General features: G+C 49.7%; 24 protein-coding genes. 19 read left to right on the top strand and 5 right to left on the bottom strand.

Features of this window, described 5'->3' with window-relative positions; all coding sequences use genetic code 11:
* Positions 1–217 precede the first annotated feature (217 nt).
* Together ACQ4MZ_RS14540 and ACQ4MZ_RS14535 are read left to right on the top strand one after the other, a co-directional pair.
* A complete protein-coding gene (locus tag ACQ4MZ_RS14540; protein ID WP_430845798.1) occupies positions 218–1978 on the top strand; it encodes a DEAD/DEAH box helicase in 1761 nt (586 codons plus the stop codon).
* A gap of 69 nt (positions 1979–2047) precedes the next feature.
* A complete protein-coding gene (locus ACQ4MZ_RS14535; RefSeq protein WP_430845797.1) occupies positions 2048–2572 on the top strand; it encodes a DinB family protein in 525 nt (174 codons plus the stop codon).
* A 35-nt stretch (positions 2573–2607) separates the two neighbouring features.
* Here the strand turns inward: ACQ4MZ_RS14535 and ACQ4MZ_RS14530 are convergent, their stop codons facing one another.
* Complete coding sequence (locus ACQ4MZ_RS14530; protein WP_430845796.1) at positions 2608–3639, bottom strand: zinc dependent phospholipase C family protein; 1032 nt, start codon at positions 3637–3639, stop codon at positions 2608–2610.
* Between the two features lie 344 nt (positions 3640–3983).
* On the opposite strand from ACQ4MZ_RS14530, the gene ACQ4MZ_RS14525 reads away from it, so the two are divergent.
* Positions 3984–4388: a Dabb family protein gene (locus ACQ4MZ_RS14525; RefSeq protein ID WP_430845795.1), complete on the top strand. Its 405-nt coding sequence runs from the start codon at positions 3984–3986 to the stop codon at positions 4386–4388.
* A gap of 70 nt (positions 4389–4458) precedes the next feature.
* Here ACQ4MZ_RS14525 and ung read toward each other — a convergent pair whose 3' ends face one another.
* Positions 4459–5124 carry a uracil-DNA glycosylase gene (gene ung / locus ACQ4MZ_RS14520; RefSeq protein WP_430845794.1) on the bottom strand — a complete coding sequence of 222 codons (666 nt, stop codon included), beginning with the start codon at positions 5122–5124 and terminating at the stop codon, positions 4459–4461.
* 105 nt (positions 5125–5229) lie between these two features.
* Between ung and apaG the strand changes: the two genes are divergently transcribed.
* From apaG to ACQ4MZ_RS14465, 11 genes are all read left to right on the top strand, one after another.
* Positions 5230–5616 carry a Co2+/Mg2+ efflux protein ApaG gene (gene apaG, locus ACQ4MZ_RS14515; RefSeq protein WP_090386807.1) on the top strand — a complete coding sequence of 129 codons (387 nt, stop codon included), beginning with the start codon at positions 5230–5232 and terminating at the stop codon, positions 5614–5616.
* Positions 5617–5657: 41 nt separating this feature from the next.
* Positions 5658–6434 carry an O-methyltransferase gene (locus tag ACQ4MZ_RS14510; RefSeq protein ID WP_430845793.1) on the top strand — a complete coding sequence of 259 codons (777 nt, stop codon included), beginning with the start codon at positions 5658–5660 and terminating at the stop codon, positions 6432–6434.
* Between the two features lie 108 nt (positions 6435–6542).
* Complete coding sequence (locus ACQ4MZ_RS14505) at positions 6543–7523, top strand: DUF2157 domain-containing protein (protein ID WP_430845792.1); 981 nt, start codon at positions 6543–6545, stop codon at positions 7521–7523.
* The gene (locus ACQ4MZ_RS14500; protein WP_430845791.1) at positions 7520–8662 is read left to right on the top strand and encodes a hypothetical protein; all 1143 of its coding nucleotides are present in this window, start codon (positions 7520–7522) and stop codon (positions 8660–8662) included. Before ACQ4MZ_RS14505 ends, ACQ4MZ_RS14500 begins: the two co-directional genes overlap by 4 nt.
* Before the next feature lie 57 nt (positions 8663–8719).
* On the top strand, positions 8720–9715 hold the full coding sequence (locus ACQ4MZ_RS14495; RefSeq protein ID WP_430845790.1) for a glycoside hydrolase family 43 protein: 996 nt from the start codon (positions 8720–8722) through the stop codon (positions 9713–9715).
* Between the two features lie 99 nt (positions 9716–9814).
* Complete coding sequence (locus tag ACQ4MZ_RS14490) at positions 9815–11767, top strand: sialate O-acetylesterase (RefSeq protein WP_430845789.1); 1953 nt, start codon at positions 9815–9817, stop codon at positions 11765–11767.
* Between the two features lie 192 nt (positions 11768–11959).
* The gene (locus tag ACQ4MZ_RS14485) at positions 11960–12739 is read left to right on the top strand and encodes an EcsC family protein (RefSeq protein ID WP_430845788.1); all 780 of its coding nucleotides are present in this window, start codon (positions 11960–11962) and stop codon (positions 12737–12739) included.
* Positions 12740–12757: 18 nt separating this feature from the next.
* Positions 12758–13546 (top strand): MlaE family ABC transporter permease, encoded by a 789-nt coding sequence (locus ACQ4MZ_RS14480; RefSeq protein ID WP_430845787.1) that lies wholly within the window; start codon positions 12758–12760, stop codon positions 13544–13546.
* Position 13547: 1 nt separating this feature from the next.
* A complete protein-coding gene (locus ACQ4MZ_RS14475) occupies positions 13548–14312 on the top strand; it encodes an ABC transporter ATP-binding protein (protein ID WP_430845786.1) in 765 nt (254 codons plus the stop codon).
* 2 nt (positions 14313–14314) lie between these two features.
* Positions 14315–15364 (top strand): MlaD family protein, encoded by a 1050-nt coding sequence (locus ACQ4MZ_RS14470; protein ID WP_430845785.1) that lies wholly within the window; start codon positions 14315–14317, stop codon positions 15362–15364.
* Between the two features lie 104 nt (positions 15365–15468).
* Positions 15469–15837, top strand: coding sequence for an Hpt domain-containing protein (locus ACQ4MZ_RS14465; RefSeq protein ID WP_430845784.1), 369 nt, complete (start codon positions 15469–15471; stop codon positions 15835–15837).
* Positions 15838–15873: 36 nt separating this feature from the next.
* Here ACQ4MZ_RS14465 and ACQ4MZ_RS14460 read toward each other — a convergent pair whose 3' ends face one another.
* Together ACQ4MZ_RS14460 and ACQ4MZ_RS14455 are read right to left on the bottom strand one after the other, a co-directional pair.
* On the bottom strand, positions 15874–17046 hold the full coding sequence (locus ACQ4MZ_RS14460) for a glycosyltransferase family 2 protein (RefSeq protein ID WP_430845783.1): 1173 nt from the start codon (positions 17044–17046) through the stop codon (positions 15874–15876).
* A gap of 2 nt (positions 17047–17048) precedes the next feature.
* The gene (locus ACQ4MZ_RS14455) at positions 17049–17999 is read right to left on the bottom strand and encodes a glycosyltransferase family 2 protein (protein WP_430845782.1); all 951 of its coding nucleotides are present in this window, start codon (positions 17997–17999) and stop codon (positions 17049–17051) included.
* Between the two features lie 149 nt (positions 18000–18148).
* Between ACQ4MZ_RS14455 and ACQ4MZ_RS14450 the strand changes: the two genes are divergently transcribed.
* Genes ACQ4MZ_RS14450 through ACQ4MZ_RS14430 form a run of 5 tightly spaced genes read left to right on the top strand, consistent with a single transcriptional unit; the run spans position 18149 to position 21878 of the window.
* Positions 18149–18688, top strand: coding sequence for a hypothetical protein (locus tag ACQ4MZ_RS14450; protein WP_430845781.1), 540 nt, complete (start codon positions 18149–18151; stop codon positions 18686–18688).
* Positions 18685–19842, top strand: coding sequence for a SpoIIE family protein phosphatase (locus tag ACQ4MZ_RS14445; protein WP_430845780.1), 1158 nt, complete (start codon positions 18685–18687; stop codon positions 19840–19842). Before ACQ4MZ_RS14450 ends, ACQ4MZ_RS14445 begins: the two co-directional genes overlap by 4 nt.
* Before the next feature lie 6 nt (positions 19843–19848).
* A complete protein-coding gene (locus ACQ4MZ_RS14440) occupies positions 19849–20187 on the top strand; it encodes an STAS domain-containing protein (protein WP_430845779.1) in 339 nt (112 codons plus the stop codon).
* A 3-nt stretch (positions 20188–20190) separates the two neighbouring features.
* Positions 20191–20766 carry an ATP-binding protein gene (locus ACQ4MZ_RS14435; protein WP_430845778.1) on the top strand — a complete coding sequence of 192 codons (576 nt, stop codon included), beginning with the start codon at positions 20191–20193 and terminating at the stop codon, positions 20764–20766.
* Positions 20763–21878 carry an acyltransferase family protein gene (locus tag ACQ4MZ_RS14430; protein ID WP_430845777.1) on the top strand — a complete coding sequence of 372 codons (1116 nt, stop codon included), beginning with the start codon at positions 20763–20765 and terminating at the stop codon, positions 21876–21878. The genes ACQ4MZ_RS14435 and ACQ4MZ_RS14430 overlap by 4 nt, the downstream gene beginning before the upstream one ends.
* A gap of 29 nt (positions 21879–21907) precedes the next feature.
* Here ACQ4MZ_RS14430 and ACQ4MZ_RS14425 read toward each other — a convergent pair whose 3' ends face one another.
* The gene (locus ACQ4MZ_RS14425) at positions 21908–23122 is read right to left on the bottom strand and encodes a glycosyltransferase (RefSeq protein WP_430845776.1); all 1215 of its coding nucleotides are present in this window, start codon (positions 23120–23122) and stop codon (positions 21908–21910) included.
* Between the last annotated feature and the right edge of the window lie 41 nt (positions 23123–23163).

Here is a 23163-nt window from a genome sequence, read left to right as displayed (position 1 = left end):
GTTCACACGCAGAGCCCCACGGATGGTTAGTGGTGGGCTTTGTGCAATCCCTTTCATTTTTTTTACGAGTAAGCCGGAATGCCGGTAATGTGGTCCGATTTTATCGGGACTGATGCATATGTTGGGCTTGCCCCGCAGAATCGTTGTGTTGTTTGCCCTCATTTCCCTCAGATCGGACCAACCGTTCAATTCAAGAATTAATACTAAAAGCAATAGAATGACTACTGAAACTTTTCAAACTTTCGAAGAGCTGGGACTCAACGAAAACATCCTGAAAGCCTTGCAAGAAATGGGTTTTGAAAAACCCTCACCGATACAGGCACAGGGAATTCCGGCAGTTTTGCAGGGCTCTGACGTAATTGGTCAGGCTCAGACCGGTACCGGTAAAACTGCGGCATTCGGTATTCCCGTGCTGGAAAGAATAGATCCATCTGTCAATGCAGTTCAGGCCCTGATCCTTTGCCCTACCCGCGAACTGGCGGTGCAGGTATCGGAAGAACTCGGCCGTCTGTCCAAATTTATGCGTGGCGTGCGTATCGAGGCCATTTACGGTGGCGACTCGATCGACCGTCAAATCCGCTCCCTGAAAAAAGGGGTGCATATCGTAGTAGGAACTCCGGGCCGTGTCATGGACCACATGGAACGCCGTACCCTGAAATTCGACGAAGTTCGCATGATGGTACTCGATGAGGCTGACGAAATGCTAGATATGGGCTTCCGTGAGGACATCGAGAGCATTCTGGCCGATATGCCGGAGGAGCGCCAGACGATCCTTTTCTCGGCAACCATGTCGAAGCCGATCATGTCGATCACCAAACGCTTCCTCAACGACCCTACCTTGATCAAAGTCGTTCGCAATGAGCTGACTAACCAGAATATCGAGCAGGTTTATTTCGAAGTGAAACCACAGGCGAAAGTCGAAGTAATGACCCGTCTGATCGATATGTACCACATCAAGTCCCTGCTGGTGTTCTGTAATACCAAACGCAAGGTTGACGAAATCGTAGAAGACCTGCAATTGCGCGGTTATGCTTCGGAAGGTATCCACGGTGACCTCCGCCAGCAGCAGCGCAGCAATGTAATGAGCAAGTTCAAGGCGGGTGTTACTACTATCCTTGTCGCCACAGACGTTGCGGCACGCGGTATCGACGTAAGCGGCCTGGATGGCGTGATCAACTACGACATTCCGATGGATGAAGAATATTACGTACACCGTATTGGCCGTACAGGCCGCGCGGGTATGTCGGGTAAGGCATTCTCACTGGTCGCCCGCGATGAAAAATACCGTCTGAAATCCATTGAAGGTTATACCAAAGTAAAAATCGAAAAAGGGGTAATTCCTTCGTTCGAAGATATCGTGGGCGTTCGTAAAGCTCGCTTTGTAGAGAATATTTCAAACTCTATCAAAGAAAGCGACGATCAGGATCTTTACAACGACGTACTCGAAATGCTGCACCATAGCGGTTTCACTACCGAGCAAATCGTCGGCGCTATGGCGAAGCAGATCATGGGCGTGCAGAAAAACGAATACTCCGACAGCAACCTCGCATGGGAAGAGCGTCGCAGCGACCGTCGTGAAGGCGGCAACGACCGTTTTGGACGCGGCGACCGTCGCGAAGGCGGCCGCTTTGGTGACCGTCGCGAAGGTGGCCGTTTTGGCGACCGTGGAGGTGACCGTTTCGCACGCGGCGAGCGTGGCGAAAGAGGCGAACGCGGCGAACGTCGCCAGTCGACTCCTGAGCCAGGTATGACCCGCTTGTTCCTGAGCCTTGGCCGCAAAGACCACATCATGCCGAAAGACATCGTGGGCGCTATTGCCGGCGAAGCTAACATCCCGGGCAAAACCATCGGTGCGATTGATATTTATGATAAATTTACGTTCGTAGACGTGCCTGAGCGCGATGCACGTGCGGTATTGCGTGCGATGGATGGCAACACCATCAAAGGCAAGCCGGTGCAGATCGACATTGCAAAATAAATTCTGACAACAATTGATTAGTGCGGAAAGGGACTTGTAAAAAGGTCCCTTTTTCGTTTATTTTCAACCATGCAAAACAACGATCAACTCGAAGTATGGCTTCGCGGGCCGCTTCCCGAAATACCCGATTTGCTCCAACCGGTTGCACATGCATTGTTGCAGGCGCGCGAGGAGCTGGGCATATTTGCCCATATTTTCCCTTCCAAACTACTCTGGGAAAAACCCGCCAATGTGGCCTCTGTAGGCTTCCATTTGCAGCACCTTGCGGGCGTGCTCGACCGCCTGTTCACATATGCGCGCGAGGAATCGCTGAGCGAAAGCCAAATGGCGTTTCTGAAAAGTGAGGGGCAGAAGCCGTTTGAGGATTGCACCTACAATCACTTGTTGGATCAGTTCAGCATCCAGCTTGAAAGCGCGTTGAAACAGCTCCGGGAAACCAATCCGGATACACTGACCGAGATACGCTATGTCGGCCGCGCAATGGTCCCCTCCACACATTTGGGGCTGCTTTTCCATGCCGCTGAGCACACACAGCGGCACGTAGGCCAGTTGCTGGTTACAGCCCGGGTATTGATCACCGATCATGCTGGTTAATAGTGACGAACTCACGGGTCAGGACGAATGGGCCATTAATCGGACTCGGGTCGCACATTCAAAAGCCGCTGTAACCAGGTTTCTGGTTCGACCCTTTCCGCATTTGGATCCGTGTTATCAGGCTTGGCGTTCGCCAGGTGTCCCAGGTCCGGCTGCCCGGCATTGATCCAGCAAGTATACCAGATATCACCCACCATTTGCACCGAAGCACGCATTCTTTTCTCCACTTGCCCGGCAAGCATCCGATGGTACTTTTCAGAAAATTCGCGCGACTGCATTCGGGTAAGCACATTGTTTCGCAGCTCGAAACTGTACTTTTTATCGGCTTTGAAGCCTTCCGTCAGCTGTTTTTCGAACAACAGTACGGAATCCATAGCCGCATGCGAGTCCGCGACAGCCTTCCAGATATCTTGCGCAATATCCTTCCGGTAAACCGCCGGGCCGAGCCACATATCATAATCTTCCGCAAAAAGCTCCGGCAGCCGCGATTCCCAAAAACCGTGAATGCCGTCCTGGCCCGTAAGCTGGCCATTGTAATTGCGCGTAGTGTGCAGCGGCACGTGAGCGTCGGCAATGTAGTGCCCCAGGTCGGCCGAAATGCGGAGAATGCGGCTGGCATTTCTTTCTCTGAATGCGGCCGTCAATTGCAAAGCTGCCAGCTGAACATGCCAGGGCACGATCCCATGTTTGCGAAGACTGTCCTCTCCTATTTTCTGCACCGCAGCCTGCCAATATTTCGGTAATACGGCCAACGCGCTGTCACCGTACACATCGAGGTCAATAAAATGCCGCTCGGCTTCCCCCACCACGGCATAGCGCCGCCTGTCGGGATTGACGGCATTCTCCGAGAGGTAATCAATGTACTTTTTAAAGAAACACTGCATTTCGACCGGAAGCCTGAAAACCGCCAGCCGGTTGATCCGCTTGTGCGCCCAGAAACCCCAATTGCTTTTTAGATCGCAAAAAAGCGCCGTGAAGGCGACAAGAAGGCTGTATTTCAGGACATTTTTGAAAAAAAACCGATTTTTTTCAAATTTTTTTTGCTGTGAAAGAACAAATGGCGCCATACAATATTCGGAAGGTGTTTTTACTAGTTTTTACACCTATTGAGACGTCATTTGCAAAAAAAGTAACAGAAACCGGCTTTTTCAAAACTGGTTTTTCTCAAACGGGGACTTTTTGCTACCAAGCGGCCCTGTTAGCTAGCTGAGAGACAGCATTGTTAGAAAATTTTACAAAAATTATACTCAGAAGAATATTTCGGAAAGTAGATTTTGGGGGGATGTTTCTTTTCTTAATTATTAAATTTTCAAAATTATTTATATTTAATATCCAAATAATACAATAATCGATTTAAGTTTTACCTTTGTAGCAAGAGAAATAGATAATTGCATTTATTGAATTTGCTATAATGAAAACTAGAAATAAAACATTAGGATATTTAGTCCCTATTTTCGCGCTTTGCGTATTCATGCTGGTTATTTACGGTGCTTACGTACCGCACAAACCGGCCGAAATCCAGCGAGTGGTTTGTATCAAGTTTAAACCGGGTACCACCTCTCAGGAAGTTGAAAAACACCTGCGCGATTTTGCGACAATGAAAAAAGCAGTAAAAGATGTCGTAGCCTACTCGGCCGGACATGTGCAGAAATCGGATAACAACGGTGAGCAATTTGATGTGATTCACTACCTGACTTTCCGCACCAACGAAGCTGCCCAGGAATACACGCTGAATGCCGACAGACTGGCATTTGTGAAGGCCAACGAAAGTCACTGGGACAAAGTGTTGGAGATGAATTCCAACATCGAGAAGTAATTAATAATAGTAATAGGAGTGAAAATCTTAAAGAGAGCCGGGCATCCCGGCTCTCTTTTTATTGGCACGATTACCAGTTGATCGGGTCAAGCCCCTTGCTTTCCAGGTATTGGTTGGCCTTACTGAAATGCTTCGTGCCAAACCAGCCCCCGCCATTGGCCGACATCGGTGACGGATGCTTGGCTTTCAATACATAATGCTTCGAAGCGTCGATCACCGCTCCCTTCTCCTGCGCATACCTGCCCCAGAGCATGAAAACGACATTGCTTTTTTCGTCTGAAATGCATTTAATAACGGCATCGGTGAAACGCTCCCAGCCCTTTCCCTGGTGGGAACCCGCGGCAGCCGCCTGTACGGTTAATGTTGCATTCAAAAGCAGCACACCTTGCTTCGCCCAACGCTCGAGGTTGCCGGTTTGCGGAAACGGCTTACCCATGTCCTGCTGGATCTCCTTGAAGATATTGATCAGCGAAGGCGGCATCCGTACGCCGTCGTTCACCGAGAAGCAGAGGCCATTCGCCTGACCTACCCCGTGATAGGGATCCTGCCCGAGGATCACGACCTTGCACTCGTCGAAGCTGCAATAATTGAATGCGTTGAATATCTGCTTGGCAGGTGGAAATATCTGTTTGGTCTGGTATTCTTCCCTAACAAAAGCCGTCAGCGCGGCGAAATAGGGCTTCTCAAATTCGGGCGCGAGCCGCTCTTTCCACGACTGCTCAATTTTTACATCCATGCTGTTGAATTTGTTTTGAAAACCAAATATGTGTTTTTTGATTTGGTTTTATCAGCATTTGATCACTATTTTCGTTCTTAATACTTTCCAACACCCTCGATCTATATGGTTTCCAAAGTTACAGATGGTGTCAAAGTCACCGTTTTGACGGAATATCAACCCGATTACTCCAATCCGGGTCAGGATCATTTTGTGTTTACCTACAAGATTCTGATTGAAAATCATAGTGAGCACACTGTCAAACTGTTAAGGCGGCATTGGCTGATCTACGATGCCAATGGAACGGTGCGCGAAGTGGAAGGAGCCGGCATTGTGGGGCTGCAACCGGTGCTGGAACCGGGCGATGTACACGACTATGTTTCGGGCTGCAACCTGCGCACCGATATGGGTAAAATGGCCGGTACCTACCTGATGGAACGTGTGCTCGACGGACGCCAGTTCCGCGTCGTTATCCCCGCATTCTCGCTCGTTGCGCCGTATCGCCTCAACTGAATCACCGGCCGCACAACGGCCTATTTTAAAATTCGACTGCATTGATTGCTGCTTATATCAAGTACCTTTTGCGCTCCGGAAACGAGCATTCCATTCATTCCCCATTCCTGTTCGAGCTTTATAACAATGTGATCGCCGTCCGAAAGGACGACAATCCTGAATATGAAGCCATCCGTTCGTTGCGCAAGGAATTGCTGCGCTCCAACGAGCAAATCGAAATACTCGACCTGGGCGCGGGCTCACGTGTGAACAAATCCAATCTGCGGCAGCTCAAAACCATCGCAAAAAACGCAGAAAAACCCGCCAAATTCGGTCGGCTTTTTTACCGGTTAATCCGGCGTTTTCAACCGGCGACCATTCTCGAACTCGGCACTTCGCTTGGACTTACTACATTATATATGTCGAAAGCCAAACCCGATGCGAAACTGATCACCTTCGAAGGCTGTCCACAAACTGCCGCGAAGGCTCAACAGCATTTCGGGCGCCAGCAAGCGGATAACATCGAAGTCGTATTGGGCAATATCGACGAAACGCTTCCCCAGCGCCTGAAAACACTCAACCAGCCGATCGACTTCGCCTATTTTGACGCCAACCATCGCTATGAGCCGACGGTACGTTATTTCGAACAATGTCTTCCGCATGCTCAAAACGGTTCGTTGTTCATTTTTGACGATATATACTGGTCGGAGGAAATGACAAAAGCCTGGGAATACATCAAAGCGCATCCCCGGGTAACAGTCACAGTCGACTTGTTCTGGATCGGCCTGGTATTCTTCCGAAGCGAGCAGGCGAAGGAGGATTTCACCCTGCGCTTTTAATATTGTACCGTTAAGTATTCCAGTACACCTTTAAATAATTCAGAGAGTGGAGCAAAGCGCGGTTCATAGCAAAGTTTGTTAACTTTACCTTCCCTCGTCTCAGCTTCCATGACAACAAAATCCATCCTTAATTCCCTGGCAGGCAAGGGAATTATACCCGACCAGCAGGCCGACGCCATCGCATCTTTTGAAGGCAAAAAGGCCTTTTCCATTCACTGGGAATTACGATCTGTGCTCTATCTTGGTATCCTGTTTTTCAGCTCCGGCACCGGGATCCTTATCTACGAAAACATCGACACAATCGGTCATCAGGCTATCATAGCAGTCATAGCGCTCATTACCGCCGGTTGTTTTTACTACACTTATAAAAACAGCCTTCCCTATTCACATGAAAAAGTTTCGAACCCCAACAAGCTGATCGATTACGTGCTGCTATTGGGGTGTTCGACATTTTTGGGGCTGGAAGGCTACCTGCAATACCAGTACAACCTTTTCGGCACCCGGTACGGGCTGGCGGTCATTATCCCAACCATCGTGTTTTTCCTCTGCGCCTATCGTTTCGACCACCGCGGTGCATTGTCGATGGCTATTACCGGTCTGGCTTCATGGCTCGGGCTTACAATTGCCCCACTTTCAGTGATGGCCGATAACGACTTTTCGGACGGCAAACTGATCATGCCCGCCATCGCGCTCGGGTGCGTGCTCGCGGCTGTGGGCTGGGTTTCCGAAGAGCGAAATATTAAAAAGCATTTTGCATTCACCTACATGCTGATGGGAGGTAACCTGGCCTGCATCGCAGCCCAGATCGGGCTGTTTAGCCATAGCCCTAAAATCCTCTATTTTCTCATTGGCATCGGACTTTGCTATTTCTTTATTCATCGCGCACGGCATGCACAATCGCTGCTGTTCCTGCTAATGGGCACCGTTTATGGTTACAGCATCATCACCTACACCATTTTCGACAACCTCGGGCCCGATGCCGCATTTGGATTGGGCATATTCTACTTTTTCTTTTCAAGCATTGGCGTGATCTATTTCCTGTTGAACTTTAAGAAATTCCTTGGGATCAAATCCGGGATCAAAAAATGAAAAAGGCATACAACGAAACCTGGGTCGAAAACCTGTACGTTCAACGCCAGGCAGCAGCATGGAAATCGAAAAACCTCCTTACCGGCCAACAGGAGGAAGAGGTAAAAACGCAATTTGTCGAAAAGTTTTACCGCCCCGGCATATTTGTCAAGATCGGGCTCTTCCTTTTCGGGGTAGTCGCATGCTCGTTTTTTGTCGGATTTCTGTCGCTCTTCACTTTTGATACCCGCTCCGAAATTGGGTTTTCGACACTCAGCCTGATTTGCTGCGCGTGTTTCGTTTTCACTTTGGAATATTTGATTAAGACCAAAAACCTCTTCCATTCCGGCGTCGACAATGCATTGCTGTACGCGGCGATAATAGCGGCAATGGTGCCTGTATTCCTGCTTTTTGAACACGCGCCGGTGTGGGCCTATTGCCTGATTGCGCTGGCCATCATCGTCCCTGCCACCCTGCGCTACGCCGACCTGCTGGGTCCGGTCGCGATTTTTGGGTTAATATTCACGGTCATGGCCGAATTGATGATGAAGTTCCCCCTGGGCAAGGCCCTGTTGCCTTTTGCAGTAATGATACTATCGGGAGCGATCTATGCAATGGCCCGCAAAAACGAGAACATTTATTATCGCGAATGCCGCCAGATCTTCCAAGTACTGGCATTGGTGACCTTCTACCTTGGCGGTAATTATCTGGTGGTAAGAGAATTGAACGCGCTCATCGGTGGCCTGAACGTGTCGGTGGCTCCGCAAATCGCATTCGCCCCATTGTTTTACTTTTTCACGCTCATTATACCGGTCTCTTATGTATTTTTTGGGTTAAAAAAGGCAGACCGTATTCTGTTCGTTATTGGATTGATGGCCTTCGCATTCTCTGTTTATACCTACAAACATTATTTCTGGATCCTGACAGCCTCGCAAGGGCTTGTGCTCGCGGGCGCGCTCATGATTGCGGTAGCGATAGCGCTGATCAAATATTTCCATACAATCAAACACGGTATCTCCGACGAGCAAAACCGTAAAAACAGCCTTGAAAACCTGCAAGCGGTCATTGCAGCCCAGCAACTTGGTGTTACACCTGCCGATCAGGGCCTTGAATTCGGCGGTGGTACATTCGGCGGAGGAGGCGCAGGCGAGGCTTATTAATTGAACAAAAATTTAGATCTTGCAGCGGTTACATTACCTATCACCGAAACTTTGATCATGAAAAAATTGCTTGCCCTAACACTCCTAACCCTTTGCTACTACCACACTCTCGCCCAAACCACCGCGCGGCAGACCTCCGCTCCGCGGACAAGCGGTAATCCCGTCTTCCCGGGCTGGTACGCCGATCCCGAAGGTATCATTTTTAACAAGACATACTGGATTTACCCCACCTACTCGGCGCCCTATCATAAGCAGGTGCATATGGACGCATTTTCGTCCAAAGACCTGGTAACCTGGAACAAGCATTCCAACATTATCGATACCTCGGCCGTAAAATGGGCCAAGCGCGCGATGTGGGCACCGTCGATCATCGAAAAAGACAAGAAATACTACCTCTTTTTCGGCGCCAACGATATTCAGAACGACCATGAAAAAGGAGGAATCGGTGTAGCAGTGGCCGACCGCCCCGAAGGCCCGTTCAAGGATTACCTCGGCAAGCCGCTGATCGACAAGTTCCATAACGGCGCACAACCGATCGACCAGTTTGTTTTCAAAGACAAAGATGGCCAGTATTACCTGTTTTACGGTGGCTGGAAACATTGCAATGTCGCCAAACTGAAAAGCGATTTTACCGGTTTCATTCCATTTGAAGATGGCACAACGTTCCGCGAAATCACGCCGGAAGGATATGTGGAAGGCCCGTTCATGTTTATCCGAAATGGTAAATACTACTTCATGTGGTCGGAAGGCGGTTGGACAGGCCCTAACTATTCTGTGGCCTACGCCATTGCCGATTCGCCCTTCGGGCCGTTTGAGCGTGTAGGCAAAATCCTGCAACAGGATCCGGCCGTAGCAACCGGCGCCGGTCACCACTCAGTAATCCAGATTCCGGGCAAGGATGAATGGTATATAGTTTATCACCGCCGCCCATTGACCGAGACGGACGGCAACCACCGCGAAACTTGTATAGACGTCATGTCTTTCGATGAAAAAGGAATGATCAACCCGGTGAAAATCACACGGGAAGGGGTCAAACCTGTGCGATTAAAATAAAAACAACTAAACCCTGTGCTGAAAACTCTCCTCCCGGGCAGGCTCTCCCAAAGGGCCGCCATACACTTCTTGTTATTATTTATTACAACGCTACTGTCAGTGACTTATAGCAGTGCGCAGCGTTTCAACCCTGTATTGTTCAGCAAGCTGCCGCAGGACTACCAGCTCTACCCTCGCGACGCTGCAAGCGAAGCGCAGGTCCCCATAGTCGGCGTCGTAGAAGCGCCGGGTTGGAAATACGTCTCGGTTCAGGTGTTGCGCAATGGCCAGCCCTATCAATACGAGCGGTCGGGCATTCAGTACAGCGCCAATGCAAAAGGCACTTTCAGCATTGAAGTGAAGATCAAAGCCGAACGGGCGAACTACGATTTCAAAGTTTTCCTTTGCAGGGATGCCGACTCGACGCTGCTCGTCACCCGCACGAGGGTGGTGAGCGGCGATGTCTATATATTGTCGGGGCAGTCCAATTCGACCGGCTTTTTCGGGGAAGGCGATACGAGCATGTTTTGCAGGACGTTCGGTAAGATCACAGGCACGCTCAATACGGAGGCTTATAAAGAAGCAGACACGCTATGGACACTTTCCAACATGCATTCCTACAACAATGGCGTGGGAACAATGGGTTTTGAAATCCAGAAGCAGCTAGTGGAAAAGACGGGCATCCCCAATTGCCTTATCAATGCTGGCTACCACTGGTCTTCGGCCTATTCGCATTCCATACGCACGGAAAACAACCCAACCGATTTTACCAATGGCTACGGCAGAATGTTGTATCGCGTCCGGAAAGCGGGCGTCGCAGGTGCTGTGAAAGCGTATATTTTCAGACAGGGTGAGAGCGAAGCCTACGGCGAGGGAGGTAATTGGGAAGGACATTTCGATGTTTTGTACAAGAACTTGAAAATGGATTTTCCAAGCCTGCAAAAGTTGTACGTTTGTCAGATCGACATTATTTACCACCCTTCGCTCATAGGCGTTCTGATACGGGATTACCAGCGACGGCTTCCGACTATTTATCCGGATATTAACAGTATCGCGACCGTAGGCACCACCGGTTTCGATGGCCTACACTACAACCGGGAAGGCAACAAGCAAAGCGGCGTTGAGCTTTCGCGGCTCATGCTCCGCGACTTTTACGCATCCGCCGATACCATTAATATCACCTCTCCCAATCTCAAAAAGGCATTTTACAGTTCCCCGGAAAAGAAGGGTCTGACGCTCGTATTCGATGAAGGACAGGAATTGAAATACCCCGACCCTTACAAACACCCGGGCGGGCAGGTACTGGATCTGAAAGATTTTTTCTATCTCGATCACCAGGCCGGCGCGGTGGCAAGCGGCAAAGCGGAAGGAAACCGAATCATCCTCGACCTGAAAACCGCGCAAAGCGCTTCAACACTCAACTATCTGCCTCCTTATATTGAAAAAGAAAGCCCTTATCACCCGTTCACCGGTCCGTATATTACCAATGCGAAGGGTATGCGTGCATTTACCTTCTATGATGTCCCTATTGCAACTGCGTTGCCGCCCACCGCTCTCACCGCGCTTGCCGGGGAAAAAGGTAATATCAGGCTTTCGTGGCAACCGGTCTCCGGCGCGAAAGGCTATATCCTGGAACGCAAAATGGGCGATGCCGCAGGTTACTCGCCTGTGGCCCGGATAAGCGGCAGCACTGCGGAATGGCTTGATCAACCGGGTGAATCTGCGGTTCCTATCCTGTACAGGCTGATAGCCGTCAGCGACCTTGCCGAATCCACGCCGGCATACGCGGAGGTAGCGCCTACATTGATATTAGGCACGGAACAAGACCAGGACACACTTTTTGACATATTTCCCAACCCTGTTCTTCGCGGGGAAGTGGTGAGCGTCAATTTTAACAGGCCGCAAACAGGCATTATGAGTCTGATTGGCTTGAATGGCCAACTTTTAACGGAGCGAAAAATTTCGGGTAGTACGAAGGCCTCCTTCCTGATTCCAAAGCAGGTTTCAGGATTGCATTTGATCCGATTTGAATCGAATGGAAGATTTTTTACTAAAAAACTATGGATCAGATAATTTGGACATATAATAATAAGCGTTGTTAATATCGGGCTCCTGAATGGAATTCCATTCCGGGAACTCCATCCGGGAACTCCATCCGGGAATTCTTGCAGCTATTTTTGACTTTATACGATAATGGAATGATTTTTGCTGCCCGGTAGCAAGGCCAACGTTTCTCTATCCTGTCCGACATTAGCCCTGAACGATATGCACATCAACAGTTATGAAGAGCAGATAAAACCTGAATTGACCAAGTGGCAGCTGAAAATGCAGAAGCGGCCCAATTTTATCGACAGGACTTCCAAGAAATTTCAGGATAAAATCAACGACATTATCCCCGACAAAGTACATGACATCATCACGGGTACCATCAAACAAATGGTGCGCGGCGTACTCACGGGGGCCGAATATACCACCACCCAATCCATCCCCGGAGCGTCGCTGGAAGAAATGGAAACAGCCGTTCGCAAGAAAATCGAGTTTTACAAAAAAGCCGGCGCTGCGGAAGGCGGCATTACCGGCGCAGGCGGTTTCTGGCTTGCACTGGCAGAATTTCCTATCCTGATAGGCATTAAAATCAAACTACTTTTCGAGATTGCAGCATTGTACGGAAGGCCGATCAATGATTACAGGGAACGGCTTTTTATACTCCATATTTTTCAACTGACGTTTTCGAGCCAGAAAGGCCGGCAAGAGGTCTTTTCGCAAATGATCCATTGGGATTTGCGCAGCAAGGATCTGCCGACCGATATTCACGAATTCAACTGGAAAAGATTCCAGCAGGAGTACCGCGATTACATTGACCTGGCAAAAATGGCGCAACTGATTCCGGGAATAGGAGCTGCTGTCGGCGTGATCGTCAACTACCGGCTGCTCGACCAGCTCGGCAAAAACGCGATGAATGCCTACCGCATGCGATGGTTTGAAGAGCGGATATTGGGAGCCTACGGTAGCCCCGACCATGACCGCCTGATAAATAAAGTTTAATACAATTGTACCGATTGAATGAGCGCTAAAAAGAAGCAATTTGTATACGGCAAGAATCTGGATAATGCCTTACTGGCGGTTTATAATGCGTACGTTTTCTTTATCCGTTTTTTCCGCGAGGTTTTCAGAGGCCGGATGGAATTCCAGGAGATTGTCCGGCAATGCTATGCGATCGGAAACCGCTCGCTGGTGCTGATCAGCCTTACGGGTTTCATTACCGGGATGGTATTCACCAAACAATCGCGTCCGTCGTTGTCCGAATTCGGGGCTACTTCCTGGCTTCCCTCGCTGGTAGCGATCGCGATTGTCCGTGCGCTGGCACCGCTGGTTACCGCGCTCATCAGTGCGGGTAAAATCGGATCGAGCATTGGTGCCGAGCTGGGCTCCATGCGCGTAACGGAGCAGATCGACGCGATGGAGGTTTCGGCCGTTAACCCATTCAAATTTTTGGTGGTAACCCGCGTGCTGGCCTGCACGATTGCCATTCCCGTACTGATGTTCTACTGTGCGCTCGTCAGTTTGCTGGGCGCATTTCTGAATGTGACATTGAACGAAGGAACGAGTTTTATCGCCTTTTTCGAAAGCGCGTTCGAGCAGATTACATTCCTGGACATCTGGACCTCCGTCGCAAAGGCGATCGCTTACGGGTTCACGATCGGGATCGTAGGCAGCTACCAGGGTTATAATGCCAGCAAAGGTACGGAAGGTGTCGGTAAGGCGGCCAACTCGGCTGTGGTGACCTCCATGTTCCTCATTTTCATCGAGGAAGTGATCATCGTACAGGTATCCAATTATTTCAGAATTTAAAATGGAAGAAGATTTCAAACCCGGCGAACCGGTGATCGAAGTACGCGACCTGTATAAGTCATTCGGCGATCTGCACGTGTTGCAGGGTGTAAACCTTACAGTGAACAAAGGTGAAAATATGGTCGTGCTCGGCCGGTCGGGTACCGGGAAATCGGTACTGATCAAGATTATGGTGGGCTTGCTCAAACAAGACCGCGGTGATTGTATTGTTCTTGGCAAAGAAGTCTCCCAGCTGGAAGGCAACGATCTGCGCGATTTACGTCTTAAAATCGGGTTTTCATTTCAAAACAGCGCATTGTACGATAGTATGACCGTGCGCGAGAACCTTGAATTCCCGCTTGTACGAAACATTCCCAACCTTACGCGAGCCGAAATCGACGAACAGGTGGAATATGTGCTCGATGCCGTAGGTCTGCTGCAAACGATCAATCAGGTACCGGCAGAGCTTTCCGGTGGCCAGCGCAAGCGGATCGGCATCGCCCGGACGCTCATCCTGAAACCGGAAATTATGCTCTATGACGAGCCCACAGCCGGGCTGGATCCCATTACCTGTCTTGAAATCAACGAGCTGATCAACGAAGTGAAGGAAAAATACCAGACGACTTCGATCATCATCACACACGACCTCACGTGCGCACGGGAAACGGGCGACCGCATTGCGATGCTCCTTGACGGCAAGTTTTTGAAAACAGGCACTTTTGAAGAAGTATTTGATACCGACGAAGAGCGGATCAAGAGTTTTTACGACTATAATTTTATTCAGTAATAATGGCAACATCAACCAAACGCTCCATTAACGTAGGCCTTTTCGTCATCATCGGCATTCTCATTTTCGTGGTGGGGATACTCACAATCGGGAGTATGAAAAAGGTTTTTTCTTCGGCCATTACCGTCAAATCCATTTTTGACGATGTGAACGGTCTGAAAGTCGGTAACAACATCTGGTACTCCGGGGTGAAGATCGGGACGGTGAAAAGCATCCGTTTTCTGGCCAACTCCAAAGTGGAGGTAATGCTGAATATCGAGGAAAAATCGCAGGAGTTCGTCCGTAAAAATGCCAAGGCAAAAGTCAGCACCGACGGTCTGATCGGCAATAAAATCATCGTTATCTACGGCGGCACGCAAAAGGTGCCTTCTATCGAGGATGGCGATGAAATAGCGGTCGAAAAAATTGAAAGTACGGAAGAAATGCTGGCGGTGCTTTCGGAGAACAACAAGAATTTACTCGGTATTACCAGCGCATTCAAAACGATCAGCAAGAATATCCTGGCCGGAAAGGGTACCGTAGGGATGCTGCTGAACGACGAGCGGCTTTACAACGACCTCGACCAAACCCTGGGTGCGATGAAAAAAGCATCTGTAAATGCGCAGGCATTAACCGCCTCGCTGGCCGGGTATACGTCGAAACTGAACGAGAAAGGTGGCCTCGCCAACGATTTCGCGACCGACACCGTGATCATGAAAGACCTCCGCGGGACAATCGCACGTCTCAACGAGACCGTATCCTCCGCCAATGTAATGGTAAACAACCTCAAAACAGCTAGCGCCGACCTTAACTCAAACAAAACCAGCCCATTGGGCGTATTGCTGCATGACGAAGCCACGGCAGCAAACCTGAAAGAAACACTGAAAAACCTGGAAAGTACTACCGAAAAGCTCGACGAGAACATGACAGCGCTTCGCTCCAACTTCCTTTTCCGCAGGTATTTCCGTAAAAAAGCCCGGCAGGATGCCCGGCAGGATGCCCCGCAAGATGCCAAAGAGGGCGCTCAGCAACCCGCCAAAGAAGAGGTAAAAGAGCAGGAGAACCAACAATAATGTGATAGTTTTGCAGAAAGCGGTTATATTGTCGAAGTATTTCTTCGAATTATACCTTACCAATCCCACTAATTGAGCTTCTGCAAAAACTTTAACACAAACCGATGGCCTTACAACTCAACCCCGCCCTGGACCTTGCCTACATTGACCAGGCCTACGGAGAAGATCCTGTAATCCTGTACATGATTTTTGATGCATTTCTGAGCGATTCGGTTCCGCGCTGGCGGTCCTTACAAGGGGCTCTGGAGTCGGGCGACCTCAAAGAATCGGCCAGTATCGTGCATGGATTAAAACCTTCGTTTACCATGACCGGCCTCACGCACGTGCGCCCGAAGGTAGAAGTGCTTGAAAAAGCCATCAAGGACGACGAGCCGATTGAACAACTGCTGGAAATGTACCGCAATATTTCAGCGGAGATCGAAGAACTGATCCCTGTTCTTGAAACGGAATCCGAACGGCTGAAACAGTTGTAAATTAATGGAATGCATGGATGAGCGCATAGTCTGAGGCTATGCGCTTTTTCTTTTAGATTTCTCCCAGGCTGCACTTTGCGAACCTTTGAAATACCGCCGGATACCGGCCAGCACGGCGTAGTTCATCATGCAAAAATAATAGGGCACAAAAAGCGCCTTTACCTTGATCTTTCTGGTTTCAAGTATCCACCCTGCCAGCGCAAGCCCGTAAAAACCGATCTGCCCTGCAAGCAGAAGATCGTAAATCACGCCCCCGGATTGGATCACAATTAAAATATTGAGTACGAATGCCAGGATCATCAGAAACGGCGTCACCGTCCAGCGGAGCACGCGGTGGCTGATATACTGGAAGGAAAGCAGCGGGTCGTGAAACGGGTTTAGCAATTTTTGCAATCGCAGGATCGACTGGATCCCGCCGGCAGCAATGCGCACCTTCCTTTTCAGTTCCTCTTTAATGTTCTCCGAGGATAGCTCGGAAGCATACGCATCAGGCTCATACACAATGCGATAGCCTTGCTCGGCTATTTGCATTGAAATCATAAAATCGTCCAGGATCGTATCGGGCTCCACCGAGCGGTATAGCGACCGCCGTACGCTGAACAACTCCCCTGCCGCCCCTACCACCGAGTACAGCTCGGAATCCCACTTTTTGAGTGTCGACTCATACTTCCAGTAAAAGCCTTCACCCGCCGTCGCATCCGACAATGCGTCCTGCATTACCCGCTTCTCACCCGACACCGCCCCCACTTTGGCGTCGGCATAATGCCTTGCAATGAGCAGCAATGCGTCCTGGTTCAGGAAGGTATTGGCATCGGTAAAAACGACTACTTCCGTATTTACTTCCTTCATCGCCCGGTGCATGGCCAGAATTTTTCCGCTGCGCACAGGCGTATGCATGAGTTTGATTTGCGGGTAACGGGCCACCAGATCGGGCGTGCGGTCGGAGGAACCGTCGGTAACGAAAATCAGGCTCAGCTTACCCGCCGGATAGGACAGTTGCAGCGTATTCGCGATTTTTTCTTCGATAATGCTTTCCTCATTATAGGCCGCGATCACCAAAGTCAGCGTCGGGAATTCCTGATCCAGTCCCGGAGCCAGCCTCTGGCCCTTGAATGCCCTGCGAATGCGGACGAAAATGTACAGCACGATGCCGTAACCGAGGAATGTGTAGAAAACAATAAACAGACTGAGCCAGAAAAGTATCTTCATAATCAGCGGGTCAACGGGAAACCCAGGTTTTTGCTATCGGGATCGTTTTTGAAATGCCAGGTAATGGCGCGCCAAAAAACGGGAATGAAACTGTATTCTTTGTTCTTGGTATACTGAATGATATTTCGCGGGACTACCGCCAGCATAAAATACCAGCAGAACACAAAAAACCTGAAACCCGGCGCGTTTTTCCGGATGAACAAAATGCGGTTGCGGTTCATGAAAAATTCTTTCAGGGCAGTCCGCTTGCCTACCGATACCGATTCCTTGTGATAAATTAATGCATCGAGGTTCACATGGACTTCGTAACCTGATCTTTTAATGCGTTCACACCAGTCAAGCTCTTCGTAATAAAGAAAATAGTTCTCGGCCATCCCACCTACTTTCTGCCAGGCTTCGCGGCTGATCATCATCGCTGCTCCGTGCGCATAGCCTGTCGGGCCGGAGAGAAAATCGTATTGTCCCCGGTCCTGCTCGAACTGCCCGATGCACGCATTGCGGCAGGTGTAGTAGTTCATCGGGGTGTAACCCGTGTATTGCAGCATTCCCGGCTGGTCGAAATAATGGATCTTGGGAGAAATCATCCCGATTTTGGGGTTGGCTTCCATGGTATCAACCAGCTTGCCGATCAGGTCTGCGGTGACCTCGGTGTCATTGTTGATCAGGAAAAGATAATCACCCGTGGCGTGGGCAAGGCCTATGTTGTTCCCTCCGGCAAACCCGGTGTTAAGGTCCGAGCGGACGAACAGGATACCCGGATACCGCTCCTGCCATTCAGGCACAGGGTTTGCTTTGCTACCGTTGTCGACGACGACGATTTCCAGATCCGGATAGGTATTGACCTCCGCCAGCGATTTCAACAAATCTTCGGTAACCTTCGGCTGATTGAAATTCACCGTTACGATGGACACTTTTTTCATGCGCAAAACCAGGTCGTCGGTATTACCGGACACGAAGGAATATTTTTATTGATTTGTAGAACTATTTCAAATTTAACAATAAAAATATAGCTTTAACCAAAATCCGGGAATGATCGCGTTTTTTTGCAAAAAACATCCTGAATGCATCCTGACAGCCTTTCTTACGAATAAACCATCCCAGCGTGCAACTCGACCGTAAGCTCAACGACCAAGACTCCAACCCAAACTCATCCGGTTCTCAGGGGCAGGATATTGTTAGGGTAGAAAAGAAGGTTGCCGAGCTGATCGAAGCGATCGAGCAGGCCGATATCGACACGCATCTCTCAAAGCATTATCAGAAAGAAATCGCGGATGCATTTCACCGTTCGGCGGCTACCCAGAAAAAACTGGCGCCGTTCAGGGAGCTCGACCAGGACAACAACCTCTCACGGGAGGAGCTACTCGAAGGCCTTGAAAAGCTCCTGGCCGAAAATCAGTTCGATAGCCGGATCAATGCGCCCAAACAGACCAGCATGGTTCAGAAAGGTGTGATGTTCATTCTCGCGATCCTGCTGATCATCGTCGGCTTTGCGATGATTATCATGCCCGCGCCGCCTAGTTTCGAGCTTTTTACAGTGTATTACTTCAATATCAATGACGGCGTGACGATCATGGACCTTGTCTCGCTCCTGATTATTTTTGGTGGAGTACTTTTGTTTGTATTAAACTTCAACAAAAAATGATCAGCTTCGCCGAGCCGCAAACCACCGTCAAAAAGATTCTGCTCGTGGAGGATAACCTGCTTTTCCGCAAGGTTATCGAACATGCCCTATTGAAAGCAGGATACAACTGCGTGCTGTGCGAATCGGCGACGGAAGCTTTGAATATGCTGCTCGTGGAAACGCCGGACCTGATCCTCTCCGACTACGACATGCCTGAAATGAACGGTTTCGATTTCCGGCAGGCCGTATTGCTCAACCCGAATGTCAGCGATATCCCGTTCGTTTTCCTGACCTCATTCACCGACAACAACCTGGTACTCGAAGGCCTGAATATGTCGGCGTTGGACTTCATCAACAAGGAAACGCCGATCCCGGTGATCATTACCAAGCTCAACAACATCATCAAAACCCTTGAAAATGAGCACCTAAGGTCGGTAAGGGAATTAAAAGTGGCTGCCGAAACGCTCAATGTCAAATCGATCCCGACGCACGCGCCGACCGTGAGCGGTTACCGGATCTTTTACTGGCACAAGGGTTACCGCGGCTATCCCGGCGGCGATTTCATCGATTTTGTGCAGGTCGACAGCCGTTTCTGCTTCGTATTTCTGGGCGATATTATGGGTAAGAAATGGAAAGCCTGGTTTTTCACATTCGGTTTTCTCAGCTACATCCGCGCCGCGATCCGCTTCTGCGTGCTCGATCAGGATTTCGAGCTGGTAACTATCGTACAAAAGATCAACAAGCTGATTTGCCTCGACGAAAGTTTGCAGAATATCCTTTCCAGTCTGTCGCTGCTCCTGCTCGACACCCGCACGGGTGAGGTGCATTACACAGGCGCGGGAGACCTTCCGCTTGTCAGCTATGCTTCCGGAACCGGGAACATTTCGACCATCCAGTCCACCGGGCTGCTGCTGGGTTTGCTGGAAGACGGCCTTTACGACAAACAGACAGTAACCATGAAGCCGGGCGATCAGCTGGCCATCTTTACCGACGGCATGATCGACATTCCCTCGAATGGCTCAAAGAGAAGCGACTACCCGTTTTTTGTAGAAAAAATATCCCCATACCTGGGAAAGCCCGATAGTTTCGGGCTCATTAGGAAGCATGTGCTTGACCTGATTGACGATACTAACCAAATGGATGATGCGAGCATCATTTTTATAGAAAAACAATAGCCCTTTATGATACTGAAAGTTCAGGAATTAAACCGCGTGGTACAGGCCACGATTTTACCGGAAGAGGCCAGTCTTTCGAATGCGGAGGCATTCAAAGAGGAAATGATCACGATTATCGGCAACGGCGTGCGGCTGGTGATCGTCAGTTTCGAAAACGTGAATTACATCGACAGCTCGTTTCTGGGAAGTCTGGTGGTGGCGTTGAAATACGCCATGCCTCGCAACGTCGATATTTACCTGGTTTCGCTCAAACCGGATGTTAAGAACCTGCTCACGCTCATCCGGATGGATAAGGTGTTCAGGATATTTAACAATTATGAAGAGGCGCTGAGAACACTTAGCTAGTTTATGAGGGAGGATTCGGATCAGATCACGATTGTTTTCAAAAGTAGCCGGGAGGGCATTCCCGGTACACTGAACCTGTGCCTTGACCATATCCGTCAGAAAACGGGTACTTCCCCACTCCATGAAGACTTGTTAGCCAAAATCAAATGGGTACTTATGGAGCTGCTTACCAATGCGGTGAAGCATTCGGGCGAGCGGGAATCGGTACTCAAAATCGGCCTGACAATGGACGCTGTGATCCTCGAAAAAGAAGATTACGGCAAGCCGCTGGTTCTTACCGGCCAGGACAAGAAAAAAATCATGTGGCCGCTGGAAGAAATGGTCCGGCCGTTGGATTTCCCCATTTACCACAATGGTATGGATTCGCTCTGTGTGCGCACCGACGAATCGGGCCGGGCGATATTCTTCATCGAACAGCTCGCCGAACTGGAAATGCCCGCATTGCTGTCGGACACCAGCGAGCATTTCGGATTACTTATCATGACCAAGGCTTCCGACGAATTCGCGTACGAACACGAGCCTGAAACGGGGCTGAACCGTTTTATCAGTACATTCTATTTCACCCAGCCACTCCCATGAAACACCGCTTCGAAGTTCTGGACATTTTTCGGGGCCTGTTTGCTTCACTGGTGTTCCTGTTCCACCTCGGGCCATTTGCCAATACACCCATTCTGAACAACCGTTTCGTTGAGAATTCGGACATGTTTGTCGATTTCTTCTTTGTGCTCAGCGGGTTTGTGATCGCGTACAGCTACCAGTCGCTGGCCGACTGGAGCCAGTTCAGGTTGTTTCTCAAAAAACGGGTCTACCGCATTTATCCGTTGCATTTCGTCATGCTGCTCGCATTTGTGGGTATGGAAGTGGCCAAAAACATGCTGAGCCCATACGTTAAGGTTAACAACCTTGTAAACCCGGCCAACAATATCTATACCTTTTTCACTTCGCTTTTCCTGCTCAACTCTACTCCGGTGCCGGGCGTGAAGGATGTGAGCTGGAATATCCCGAGCTGGTCGATCAGCGCGGAAATGATGGCCTACCTGGTTTTCGGCAGTCTGGTCGTTTACATTCACCGGAGCAACCAGTTCCGCAGCCGCAATGCCTGGTATGGCCTGATGATCGTCGTCTCGCTCACCGCGCTCTGGTCGGTATCCAACAGCTTCCAGATTAATTACAGCTTCGATTACGGCTTTTTGAGAGGTATTCTGGGCTTTTTTTCCGGCGTACTTTGCTTTAATCTTTTCAGCAACACACACGCACAGGTACGCGAGTGGTCGCCGGCATTATTTTCCATCACTGAAATAATCGCGCTAAGCCTGATCGGCCTCAGCATTTATAATGGCGAGGTTATGAAACCATGGGGCGCCGTTTTTGAAATACTGTTTTTCATCTGCATTTACACTTTTGCTTATGAGAAAGGCATTATTTCAAAAGCGTTCAAAAGCGTGAAGCTGCTGCACAAGCTAGGACAATACTCCTACTCGATTTACATGACGCACGCCTTACTGATCAGCCTTTTCAACGTGCTGTTCATCCGCATACTGAAGTTTCCACCCGAAGCCTATTCTTACCTGTTCATTTTCAACTTCATACTGATCTATTTCGTTTCGGCATGGACTTACAAGCATATTGAAATGCGCTTTCAATACAAATCGCCGAAAAAAGTGCAGGAAGGAGAAATGGCCCGCAAGTAAATTGCTTGCCGGCGGCCGTCAACCCTCATTCACGGCTGGATCACCTGTTCGAGGTGGTAATGGATAATGTCGGCAATATCGTCGATGCGGTTCTCCCAGGTATTCTCTGCCGCGATCGTCACCCGCGTCTTGCGTTGCCCGGCGTCGTCGGTTCGCAGCGCGGTACAGATAGCCTCCGAAAAGCTCCCGGCATTTTCACAAAACGTCACCGTACCTTTGGTAAATTCCTTTAAATCAGGGTTAAAATCAGTGGCCACCACAGGCTTACCGGCACCCATGTATTCGAAGAGCTTCAATGGAAAAATACTGCTGCTTACCTCGTCCTTTTTGAAAGGAATCAACGCCACATCGAAACCCTTGATCACCGCCGGCACATCGTCATAGTCGATCGGGCCGGGGAAATGCACATTTCCGGCGGTAAAGAACCACTCGGGTACAAGTTCCCTGGAAACCGGGCCTGCCAGCACGAAGCTCTTCCCGGGGTTGGCCAATATTACCTTTTGCAGCAAATCATAATTTATCCGTTGGTCAATAGTGCCCAGATAACCGATTACCGGCTTTTTCAATGCGTCAATGGCTGGGTGTACCGGTAAATCGGGGCTCAGTGCCTTGCTGCTACGGCCCAGGTCGGCCGCATTTGCCACAAAATAGCAGTATGGGTTCTGCTTTTTCTTTTCCTCGTACAACCGCTTGCTGTTGCAAATCACGACATCGCTCTGTTTCAACAGAATACCCTCGGAAACAACCTCGTGGCGTCGGTGAGACGGCAGCGCCACCGGACCGAGGCAATGGTATACTTTCAGCTTCGGCGTGAGGCCGTCGGCGAGCGAAGGATAATGGAAGTTGAAGGAATTGATAAAGATATAATCCCTGATCTTGTACGTGTTGAGAATGCTTTTAAGCTTGATACGAACCAGGAACTCATTGAATTTCAACGCAGCACGAAATAACCCAGTCTCCGGCAGGAAGTTGACCGACAACAACACCGGCGGGATGATCACTTTCAGGTTGGGGATACCGGTTTCGATCAGCGAATGCCCGGTGAGCGAAAAATGCGCCTTACGCAACTGGTAATCGGTCGTTTTGCGCAGCCTGATAAAGTCCCTCAGCGTAAATGGATTCTCGATATAGTACACCTCATTTTCCCGCGCGAGCAGCCTGGCCATCGTGTAGTTAGCGGATTCCATGGGTGCGTCAAACCGGGCTAGGCCAAAGATGATGATCTGATGTCCTTTCAGTTTCATTGGCAAGGCGTATTGGTAGATTTACGTCAGAGCGTCCGCCC

The organism is Dyadobacter sp. BHUBP1 (genome assembly GCF_050587785.1).
Lineage (GTDB): Bacteria > Bacteroidota > Bacteroidia > Cytophagales > Spirosomataceae > Dyadobacter.
Note: the sequence above shows the minus strand (reverse complement) of the source record. Positions and strands in the feature narration are given on the sequence as shown.

Coding starts and splice junctions, on each gene's coding strand:
- ACQ4MZ_RS14495 (WP_430845790.1), top strand. CDS start 8,720: ATGAAAAAATTGCTTGCCCTAACACTCCTAACCCTTTGCTACTACCAC.
- ACQ4MZ_RS14540 (WP_430845798.1), top strand. CDS start 218: ATGACTACTGAAACTTTTCAAACTTTCGAAGAGCTGGGACTCAACGAA.
- ACQ4MZ_RS14475 (WP_430845786.1), top strand. CDS start 13,548: ATGGAAGAAGATTTCAAACCCGGCGAACCGGTGATCGAAGTACGCGAC.
- ACQ4MZ_RS14485 (WP_430845788.1), top strand. CDS start 11,960: ATGCACATCAACAGTTATGAAGAGCAGATAAAACCTGAATTGACCAAG.
- ACQ4MZ_RS14530 (WP_430845796.1), bottom strand. CDS start 3,639: ATGGCGCCATTTGTTCTTTCACAGCAAAAAAAATTTGAAAAAAATCGG.
- ung (WP_430845794.1), bottom strand. CDS start 5,124: ATGGATGTAAAAATTGAGCAGTCGTGGAAAGAGCGGCTCGCGCCCGAA.
- ACQ4MZ_RS14425 (WP_430845776.1), bottom strand. CDS start 23,122: ATGAAACTGAAAGGACATCAGATCATCATCTTTGGCCTAGCCCGGTTT.
- apaG (WP_090386807.1), top strand. CDS start 5,230: ATGGTTTCCAAAGTTACAGATGGTGTCAAAGTCACCGTTTTGACGGAA.
- ACQ4MZ_RS14470 (WP_430845785.1), top strand. CDS start 14,315: ATGGCAACATCAACCAAACGCTCCATTAACGTAGGCCTTTTCGTCATC.
- ACQ4MZ_RS14500 (WP_430845791.1), top strand. CDS start 7,520: ATGAAAAAGGCATACAACGAAACCTGGGTCGAAAACCTGTACGTTCAA.
- ACQ4MZ_RS14535 (WP_430845797.1), top strand. CDS start 2,048: ATGCAAAACAACGATCAACTCGAAGTATGGCTTCGCGGGCCGCTTCCC.
- ACQ4MZ_RS14445 (WP_430845780.1), top strand. CDS start 18,685: ATGATCAGCTTCGCCGAGCCGCAAACCACCGTCAAAAAGATTCTGCTC.
- ACQ4MZ_RS14460 (WP_430845783.1), bottom strand. CDS start 17,046: ATGAAGATACTTTTCTGGCTCAGTCTGTTTATTGTTTTCTACACATTC.
- ACQ4MZ_RS14440 (WP_430845779.1), top strand. CDS start 19,849: ATGATACTGAAAGTTCAGGAATTAAACCGCGTGGTACAGGCCACGATT.
- ACQ4MZ_RS14435 (WP_430845778.1), top strand. CDS start 20,191: ATGAGGGAGGATTCGGATCAGATCACGATTGTTTTCAAAAGTAGCCGG.
- ACQ4MZ_RS14480 (WP_430845787.1), top strand. CDS start 12,758: ATGAGCGCTAAAAAGAAGCAATTTGTATACGGCAAGAATCTGGATAAT.
- ACQ4MZ_RS14525 (WP_430845795.1), top strand. CDS start 3,984: ATGAAAACTAGAAATAAAACATTAGGATATTTAGTCCCTATTTTCGCG.
- ACQ4MZ_RS14430 (WP_430845777.1), top strand. CDS start 20,763: ATGAAACACCGCTTCGAAGTTCTGGACATTTTTCGGGGCCTGTTTGCT.
- ACQ4MZ_RS14505 (WP_430845792.1), top strand. CDS start 6,543: ATGACAACAAAATCCATCCTTAATTCCCTGGCAGGCAAGGGAATTATA.
- ACQ4MZ_RS14465 (WP_430845784.1), top strand. CDS start 15,469: ATGGCCTTACAACTCAACCCCGCCCTGGACCTTGCCTACATTGACCAG.